The organism is Halosimplex carlsbadense 2-9-1 (assembly GCF_000337455.1).
Classification (GTDB): domain Archaea; phylum Halobacteriota; class Halobacteria; order Halobacteriales; family Haloarculaceae; genus Halosimplex; species Halosimplex carlsbadense.
Genome location: NZ_AOIU01000004.1, coordinates 185,305 through 193,049, shown reverse-complemented (window position 1 = coordinate 193,049; position 7,745 = coordinate 185,305). Strand labels below are relative to the sequence as shown.

Genomic DNA, 7,745 nt, shown 5'->3' with positions numbered 1-7,745 from the left:
CGTCCTCGGCGAACGGGACTCCGTCGCCGTCCTCATGCCCCACCCCGAGCGCGTCTCCCTGCCCGATATCGGGTCGACCGAGGGCCAGGGCGTCCTCCGCGCGTTCGGCGAGTAACGCCCCACTCTCCGCGTTTCTGACCGCCGACAGTCTCAGAAGTCACCTTCCCCGAGCAGTTCACGGGCCGACTCGTACACCTCGCGCGTGTGGGCGGGGTTGAACACGTCCTCGGGCAGTGACTCCAACCAGGCCGCCTCGGTGATCGCCTCGTCGGCGTCGCCCAGGTCGCCGCCGTCGGCTACCGCCGGGTCGGTCGCGCGACAGAGAAAGTGGACGAACGCCATCTCGACCCGGCGGCCGCCGTCGCTCCCGCCGGGACCGGGCTCCTCGACGACGACGCTCTCGTCGACGCCGACGGGCCGCACGGGGTCGACCGCGACCCCGGTCTCCTCGCGCACCTCGCGGACCACTGCGTCAGCGAGCGACTCGCCGTTCTCGACCGCGCCGCCGGGCAGCGTCCACTCCGTGGGGTAGGCCCTGTTTCGGATAGCCAGCAGGCGCTCGCCGTCGTCGGACCGTGTCCGACTGCCCCAGGTACTCCCCACCTCCTCGTCGAGGACGACGCCCGCCACGCCCCACCCGGACTGGAACACCTCGGCCTGGCGTAGTTCGTCGAACCGCTCCCCGTCGACCTTGTGGCGCTCGACGCGCTCGACGAGGTCGTCGTAGCGGTCGCGCGGGTCGCGCTGCGTCATCGGCGCGCCGTACTCCACCACGGGCATTAATCCCACCGCTACCGACGAAATCTTCGGGCCGGCGGGCCCCACCGGGGCGGAAAGCTACCGCCGCGGACGCTCGCGACGCTATCGAACGAGGACGACGGGGCGGTCACGGCCGCGGCTCACGACGGAGGTAGCTCTGTGGGCGGATAAGATAGGATGGGGAACGTAGGGGCTGGAGCGTGTGACAGTCGGGGTCTCCAGGGCCCCTACGTCGACATTGAACGTTGACGCATAAAAACCCACGGCAACCGGAGTGAAAGTATAATCGCAGGACCCCAACCGACCGAACCGTGCCAACGGCGGGCACACGGCCGTGAACGAGGGGGATCGTTTCGGGTCGAACGGGTCGGCGGAGACGGCGCGAAAACGAGGTCGAGCGGCTACCGGGCGAGCGGCAGGGAGTAGCTGCGTTCGCGTTCGACGACCGCGTCCCACGTGTGCTCGCAGTCGCAGGAGACCTGGTCGAAGACGGACGGGTCCTGGCGCTGGTCGAAGTCCTTGATCGCGCGCTGGACGCGGTCGTCGCAGTCGCCGCAGTTGTGCGGGCCGCGCTCGGAACCGTGACCGACCGGGTCCGACACGACGATCCCGTCGACGTCGGCGGTCGCCTCCAGCACCTCGGCGACCGACCAGAGCCACGGCGGGCGGTAGCCGCCGTCGTGATACAGGTCTTCGACCATCGTGTAGCGCTGGACGTTGCAGGGGTTCATCGAGACGGTGTGACACCCCTCCACGTCGAGACAGCGCCGTACCGACCGCTTCATATCTTCGACGGCCTCGCCCTCCGAGAGGAAGGGCGGCTTCATCAGGAGGTACGCCTTGACTCCCCCGCCGTCGACGGCGCCCGCCTCGGCGCACGCGTCCTCGAAGTCGGCGAAGTCGAAGTACTTGTTGACGCAGTCGCGGCGGACCCGATCCGTGGCGGTCTCCAGGCCGATGGCCACGTCGCACTCGAGGTCCTGCTCGGTGAACTCGCGGATCTTCCCGCGGTCGACGAAATCGGGCAGCGACTCGACGACGATGCGGTCCCGATCCCCGAACGTCTCGGCGATGGCCTGGCGGGTCTCGGCGGGCACCTCGCGCTCGTCGAGGAAGGACCCGGAGGTGTAGATCTTGATGAGATCCGCTTTCTCGCCGCGCAGGTCCTCGGCGTTGTCGGCCTCGTGTTCGAGCGAGGCGTCGATCTGGGTCATCAGGTCCTCGTGGGCGACGCTGCCGCCGTCGACCGATTCTGCGACGTAGCCGCACATGGTGCAGCCGCCGGCGCGGGCCCAGCGACAGCCGCCGGTGTTGAGGATGATGGTGAGCGAGTCGACGAAGCCGTCGGGGGTGTTGTCCTCGTCGAGCCAGACCCGCGTGGGTTCGCGCGGGTCGTAGCTGGCGTCGTTGCGCGAGCGCACCTCGCGCATCACCTTGTTGTGGGCGTCCATCCCCTTGCCCTGCTCGTAGACGTCGGGGCTCGGCTGGCTCATTGGTCCGTCCTATCCGGTCGGACGATAAAACGTCGGCGGTCGCGGGCTTCGCTGTTTGAAACCCGCGACCGCGACGGTCGACGAAGTCGTCCGTCGGTGGTCCGAGCGTCGCCTCGCGACGCTCGGAGCACGGAAGCCGACGCTCGGCCGGAAAAGACGACTTAACACACCGGTTTCGGGTCGACGCCCATCGCGTCGAGCGCGCTCGCGTACTCCTCGTAGGCCGCCTCGACCACGGCTTCGGCGGCTCGCCGGGCGCGCTCCCAGTCGGCCTCGGTCTCGCAGAGCGAATCGAGCAGGTCGACGCCCTCGTCGAGCCGTTCCCCCGCGCCGCTCCGCAGCTCCCGGGCGAGGTCCGCTCGACCCTCGTCGGCCTCGTTGACGAAGAAGTTGACCACCTGCAGCAACGTCCGGTCGGCGACCAGCGAGCGGCCGACGAACGCGGCCGCGACGCGCTCGACGGTCCCGTCGGTGTCGGCCAGCGCGGCGTGCAGCGGCGCGTCCGTCTCGTCGATGGTCGCCGCGGCGTCGGCGTCGTCGTTCGGAAGGGCTGAGAGCGAGTCGACGACGCGCTCGAACTGCTCGCGCTCGCCCTCGGCGGCCGTCTCGAACGCCGACGCCGCGTCGCCGGTCGCCTCGTCGGCCCACCGCGAGAAGGTCGCTCGGCCGCTGGCGGCCGACTCCGCGACCGACCGCAGCACCGGCGCCCGTTCGAGGTCGGCGCCGGTCGCGGCGATGAGGTACTTGTCCGACCCCAGCCGATCCAGTTCCGTCGCCCCCGCCTCGCGGACCGCCTCGACGAGCTGTTGACCGTTCATGTCCCGCCAGTTGGGCCGCCGGACGGGTATATGTGCGGTCGGCGCCGCCGCCCGAACACGTCGCCGGCATTTATGTGAGCGGGCCGCGTCGCGCCAGAGAGATGGTCGGACCGGTCGACGCGCTCGTCGAGATACTCGGTGCTCAGACGCTGCTGATCCAGGCTCTGATCGGCGGACTCGTCATCGCCGGGCTGAACCTCCTGGGTGCCTCGCTCGTGTTCGTCTGGCGCGACCCCTCCGAGCGGGCGCTCGACGGGGCGCTCGGCTTCGCCGCCGGCGTCATGCTCGCCGCGAGTTTCACGAGCCTCATCCTCCCCGGCATCGAGGCGACGCCCGGCGGGAACCCGCTGCCGGTCCTCGGTGGCGTTCTCCTGGGGGCGCTCGCGCTCGACCGGGCGGACGTGCTCGTGCCGCACGCGCACTACCTGCTGACCGGCAAGCGCCGCGAGGACGCGGCCGACCCCGGCGACGACCTCCCGGTCGACGACGACCGCCTCGCCTCCGTCGTCCTGTTCATCCTCGCGATCACGCTGCACAACATGCCCGAGGGGCTCGCCGTGGGGGTCGGATTCGGCTCCGCGGCGGCCGGCGACGCGTCGGTCGGAAGCGCCGTCGCGCTCATGCTCGCCATCGGTATCCAGAACATTCCCGAGGGGCTCGCGGTCTCGGTCGCCGCCGTCAACGCCGGCCTCGACCGGCGCTTCTACGCCATGATAACGGGGATCCGGTCGGGGATCGTCGAGGTCCCGCTCGTCCTGTTGGGCGCGCTCGCGGTCACGTTCGCGGCGCCGATCCTCCCCTACGCCATGGGATTCGCCGCCGGCGCGATGCTGTTCGTCATCAGCGACGAGATCGTCCCCGAAACGCACCTCCGGGGCAACGAGCGGATCGCGACGCTCGGGACGATCGTCGGCGTCGTCGTCATGCTCTACCTGGATATCTCGCTGGCGTAGGTCGGTCCGACGACGGGAGGGGCGCTCCCGGCCGCTGGCGGGGTGACCTCACGCCAGTCCGCTCGGAACGGGGTCGTCGCCACGCGCGAGCCGGAAACGACCGACTTAGGTGCGCGCGACGACTACTGCGCGTGTGACACCGCTGCGTACGGTCGCCCACGCCGCGCCCTCGCCGGACCCCGGCCTGCTCGGGGTTCACCTGCTCGCCGGCGTCGGGTCCGGACTCTTGCTCGCGCTGGCGGTCGCGGCGCTCGGCCAGCGCGGCTCCCGGTCGTACCTGCTGGTCGTCCTCGCGCTCGGCGCGCTGCTCGCTCGCACCGTGGTCTCCGCGCTCGCGATGTTCGGCCCGCTCGACGCCGGCCTGCACCACTTCGCCGAACACGCCCTCGACGCAACGGTCGCGACCTTCCTGCTCGGCGCCATCTACTACGCGCGGTCGGCCGCACCGAGCGCCCCCGAGAAGCCGCTGTAACGACGCCCCGCTCACAATGACCGACACCGACACTCGCGCCCGCGTCGCCGCCCACGTCGCCGACAACCCGGGCGTCTACTTCAGCGAACTCGTCCGCCAACTCGACCTCGCTCCGGGGCAGGTCCAGTACCACCTGCGGAAGCTCGACGACCGGGTCGTCGCCGCGGACCTGTACGGCCGCACCCACTACTACCCGCCCGACTGCGACGCGTTCGAGCGGCACGCGCTGGCGGTCCTCCACCGCGAGACCGCCGCCGATATCGTCGTCTTCCTCCTCCGGAACGGTCCGACGCCCGCCGCGGAGGCCGCCGAGGGCGTCGGCATCGCCCGCAGCACGCTGGAGTGGCACCTCGACCGGCTCGTCGACCTCGACCTCGTCGCCAAGCGCCGCGACGAGCGCGGCCGCGTGACGCTCGCGCTCGAAGCGCCCGGGGAGACCGCCGAACTGCTCAGGACCGTCGAGCCGTCGCTGCCGGAGCGACTGGTCGACCGGTTCACCCGCCTGGTCGACCGGTTGCTCGCGGAGTAGGTGGGCCGTGGCGACCGCGGCGCTCGGGCTCGCGGCTCGTCGGCCCCGACGGCTTTCGAGTGGCCGACCAGAACCCCCTTGTCGGACCAGCCGCTAGAACCGTCGATGCCACCCAGTCGCCAGCGCGGGGTCTCGCGCCGGGAGTTCGTCAAGGCCGCCGTCGCCATCGGCGGGTCCGCGGCGCTGTCGGCCTGCCTGGGTCGGGAGAGCCCCGACCTCCCGCAGGGGCCCGACGACCTCTCGGGGCTGTCCCGCCGCCAACACGCCTGGAACGACGCCCTCCGCACCGACGACCACGGCAACCACGTCCCGCCGAAACACCACCTCCTGCTGTATCTCGACTACGCCGGCGACGGGACGCCAGCCGACGCCGACCGCGAGACCGCCGAGACCGCCCTCCGCTCGCTCGAACGCGCCTACCCACCCAATACCGACGACGGCGATATCGGCCTCCTCTTTACGGTCGGCTACGCCCCCGCGTACTTCGAGCGCTTCGAGGGCGCCCTGCCCGAGAGCGTCGATCTGCCGGCGCCCGAGGCGCTGGCCCCCTTCGAGAACCCCGTTCCCGACGAGCCCGACGCGGTGGTTCACCTCGCCAGCGACTACGGCTCGGTCCTGTTGGCCGCCGAGGAGGGCCTCCTGGGCGAACGAGACGAGGTGAACGGCCGCGCGATGGACGCCACTTTCGACGGCGTCTTCGAGCGCGCCGCCCTGGCCGAGGACGGCCGCGCCCGCCGGACCGGCTTCATCGGCGAGGGCCTCCCGGCCGACAACCAGGACGTGGCGGGGATCCCCGACTCCGAACCGGTGCCCGACGACTCGCCGCTGTACATGGGCTTCGAGTCGGGCTTCGAGAAGACCCAGGCCACGGAGGACAGCGTGACCATCGCCGAGGGGCCGTTCGCCGGCGGGACCGCCCAGCACGTCTCCTCGATGGATCTCAATCTCACCCAGTGGTACGAGCAGGACAGCCGCGAGCACCGCGAAGCGTCGATGTTCTGCCCGGCACACGCCGACAACGACGTGATCGAGGGCACCGGCGAGAACCTCGGGAACTCCAGCGGCGTCGGCGGCTGCGCCGAGACGGTCGAAGAGGACGCCCGCGACGGCGTCGTCGGCCACGCCCAGAAGAACGCTCGCGCCCGCGAAGACGGTCGGCCGGTGATGCTCCGCCGGGACTTCGACTCGACGGACGGCGACCGTGCGGGCCTGCACTTCCTCGCGCTGCAGGAGTCGATATCGGACTTCGTGAAGACTCGCGAGGCGATGAACGGGACCGACGCCGCCGCCGAAGGCGCCGTCGGCCAGCGCGCCAACAACGGTATCCTCCAGTACATCAACGTCCGCCGCCGGGGCAACTACCTCCTCCCGCCGCGGGAGTCGCGGGCGCTCCCGACCCCGCGACCCGGGGCCTGACGGGTCCGCGAGCGTCGCGGCGAGCGACCGACGGTGCGGCCGCCCGGTCGTCGGAATCGACCGACGGCCCGGGGTGGTCCCGGCCGCTTTCGAGAACCCAACCAGAAGCCGCTTTTGGGTACAGCGATTAGGACCGGGTATGCACAGACGACGCTTCCTCGCCGCGGGCGCGGCCGCGGCGTCGGTCGGGCTGGCCGGGTGTCGGTCGCTCTTTCAGACGCGCTCGGCGCGGTCGCCGCCGCTCGTCTCCGACCGCCCCGACGCAGTCTACGTCCCCAGCCACGTCGAGGGAATGGAGATGGTCGGTATGGCTTCGGCCGGCGACTTCCGGGTCGCGCTGACATACAGCTACCCCCACCGGTTCTGGCTCGTCAGCGGCGACAGCCCGAACAAGGTCGAAATCGAAGGCTCGGACTCGCTGCACCTCATGACGACCGTCTGGGACCCCGAGACGGGGACCGTCCTCCCGCACGGGTCGGTCACGACGACGATCACCCGCGACGGCGAGACGCTCACCAGCGGCAAGTCGCTGTGGCCGATGCTCTCCCAGAACATGGGCGTCCACGCCGGCGACAACCTCGCGCTCGACGGCGACGGCACCTACGAGGTCGAAGTGACGGTCCCGCCGCTCCCCACTCGCCGCGCGGGCGCGCTCAGCGGTCGTTTCGGCGAGCTGGCCAGCACCACCTTCTCCCTTGAGTTCTCCCAGTCGACCCTCGAAGCGATCTCCTACGAGCGGCTCCCGGACCGCCAGGGCGAACGGGACGCCCTCGACCCGATGTCGATGGACATGATGCCCGTCTCCGCGACGCCCGCGCCCGAGGACGTGCCGGGAACCGTCGTCGGCGAGGGGACCAGCGGCGACGCCCGCTTCGTCGTCTCGCGACTGGCGTCGCCGCCCGCTGGTGTCTCCGCCGAGGGCTCGGAATCGAGCGCCACCGCCACGGCGACCGACGCGAGCGGTGACGGCACCGCGACCGACTCCGGGTCCGGTGGCGACCGCTCGTATCTCGCCGTCTCGATGCGGACGCCGTACAACGGCTACCCGATCCCCCAGGCGTCGCTGTCGGCGACGGTCGTCCGCGACGGGACGACCCTCTACGACGGCCCGCTCACCGCGACCGTCCACCCCGACCTGGGGTATCACTACGGGACCGTCGCGGACGTCCAGTCGGGCGACGACCTGACGCTCTCGGTCGACGCGATCCCGCAGATCGCCCGTCACGAAGGGTACGAAACCGCGTTCGTCTCCTTCGACGAGCTCTCGATGACCGTCGGAGAATAGGTCGGCGGGGCGGTGTCGGC

General features: G+C 71.0%; 8 protein-coding genes and 1 pseudogene. 6 read left to right on the top strand and 3 right to left on the bottom strand.

What is annotated here, in order from left to right:
• A pseudogene (locus C475_RS24805) lies at positions 1-115 on the top strand (phosphoribosylformylglycinamidine synthase I); the annotation flags it as partial.
• A 35-nt stretch (positions 116-150) separates the two neighbouring features.
• Here the strand turns inward: C475_RS24805 and C475_RS01455 are convergent.
• The 3 genes from C475_RS01455 to C475_RS01445 form a co-directional block, all read right to left on the bottom strand.
• Entirely contained in the window at positions 151-753 is a 603-nt protein-coding gene (locus tag C475_RS01455; protein ID WP_161625155.1) for an NUDIX hydrolase, read from the bottom strand.
• Between the two features lie 407 nt (positions 754-1,160).
• Positions 1,161-2,252 (bottom strand): archaeosine biosynthesis radical SAM protein RaSEA, encoded by a 1,092-nt coding sequence (locus C475_RS01450; protein ID WP_006881950.1) that lies wholly within the window; start codon positions 2,250-2,252, stop codon positions 1,161-1,163.
• A 161-nt stretch (positions 2,253-2,413) separates the two neighbouring features.
• Positions 2,414-3,070 (bottom strand): hypothetical protein, encoded by a 657-nt coding sequence (locus C475_RS01445; protein ID WP_006881949.1) that lies wholly within the window; start codon positions 3,068-3,070, stop codon positions 2,414-2,416.
• A 101-nt stretch (positions 3,071-3,171) separates the two neighbouring features.
• Between C475_RS01445 and C475_RS01440 the strand changes: the two genes are divergently transcribed.
• The 5 genes from C475_RS01440 to C475_RS01420 all read left to right on the top strand — a co-directional run bounded on the left by C475_RS01440 (position 3,172) and on the right by C475_RS01420 (position 7,725).
• On the top strand, positions 3,172-4,023 hold the full coding sequence (locus C475_RS01440) for a ZIP family metal transporter (RefSeq protein WP_006881948.1): 852 nt from the start codon (positions 3,172-3,174) through the stop codon (positions 4,021-4,023).
• Between the two features lie 133 nt (positions 4,024-4,156).
• On the top strand, positions 4,157-4,495 hold the full coding sequence (locus tag C475_RS01435) for a DUF7471 family protein (protein ID WP_006881947.1): 339 nt from the start codon (positions 4,157-4,159) through the stop codon (positions 4,493-4,495).
• Positions 4,496-4,511: 16 nt separating this feature from the next.
• Positions 4,512-5,024, top strand: a complete 513-nt coding sequence (locus C475_RS01430) for a winged helix-turn-helix transcriptional regulator (RefSeq protein ID WP_006881946.1) — start codon at positions 4,512-4,514, stop codon at positions 5,022-5,024.
• Positions 5,025-5,129: 105 nt separating this feature from the next.
• A complete protein-coding gene (locus C475_RS01425; RefSeq protein WP_006881945.1) occupies positions 5,130-6,440 on the top strand; it encodes a DUF7405 family protein in 1,311 nt (436 codons plus the stop codon).
• Between the two features lie 139 nt (positions 6,441-6,579).
• A complete protein-coding gene (locus C475_RS01420; protein ID WP_006881944.1) occupies positions 6,580-7,725 on the top strand; it encodes an iron transporter in 1,146 nt (381 codons plus the stop codon).
• Positions 7,726-7,745: the final 20 nt, after the last annotated feature.

Excerpts from the sequence above, each read along its gene's own strand:
- C475_RS01420 (WP_006881944.1), top strand. The coding sequence starts at position 6,580 with ATGCACAGACGACGCTTCCTCGCCGCGGGCGCGGCCGCGGCGTCGGTC.
- C475_RS01445 (WP_006881949.1), bottom strand. The coding sequence starts at position 3,070 with ATGAACGGTCAACAGCTCGTCGAGGCGGTCCGCGAGGCGGGGGCGACG.
- C475_RS01440 (WP_006881948.1), top strand. The coding sequence starts at position 3,172 with ATGGTCGGACCGGTCGACGCGCTCGTCGAGATACTCGGTGCTCAGACG.
- C475_RS01425 (WP_006881945.1), top strand. The coding sequence starts at position 5,130 with ATGCCACCCAGTCGCCAGCGCGGGGTCTCGCGCCGGGAGTTCGTCAAG.
- C475_RS01430 (WP_006881946.1), top strand. The coding sequence starts at position 4,512 with ATGACCGACACCGACACTCGCGCCCGCGTCGCCGCCCACGTCGCCGAC.
- C475_RS01450 (WP_006881950.1), bottom strand. The coding sequence starts at position 2,252 with ATGAGCCAGCCGAGCCCCGACGTCTACGAGCAGGGCAAGGGGATGGAC.
- C475_RS01455 (WP_161625155.1), bottom strand. The coding sequence starts at position 753 with ATGACGCAGCGCGACCCGCGCGACCGCTACGACGACCTCGTCGAGCGC.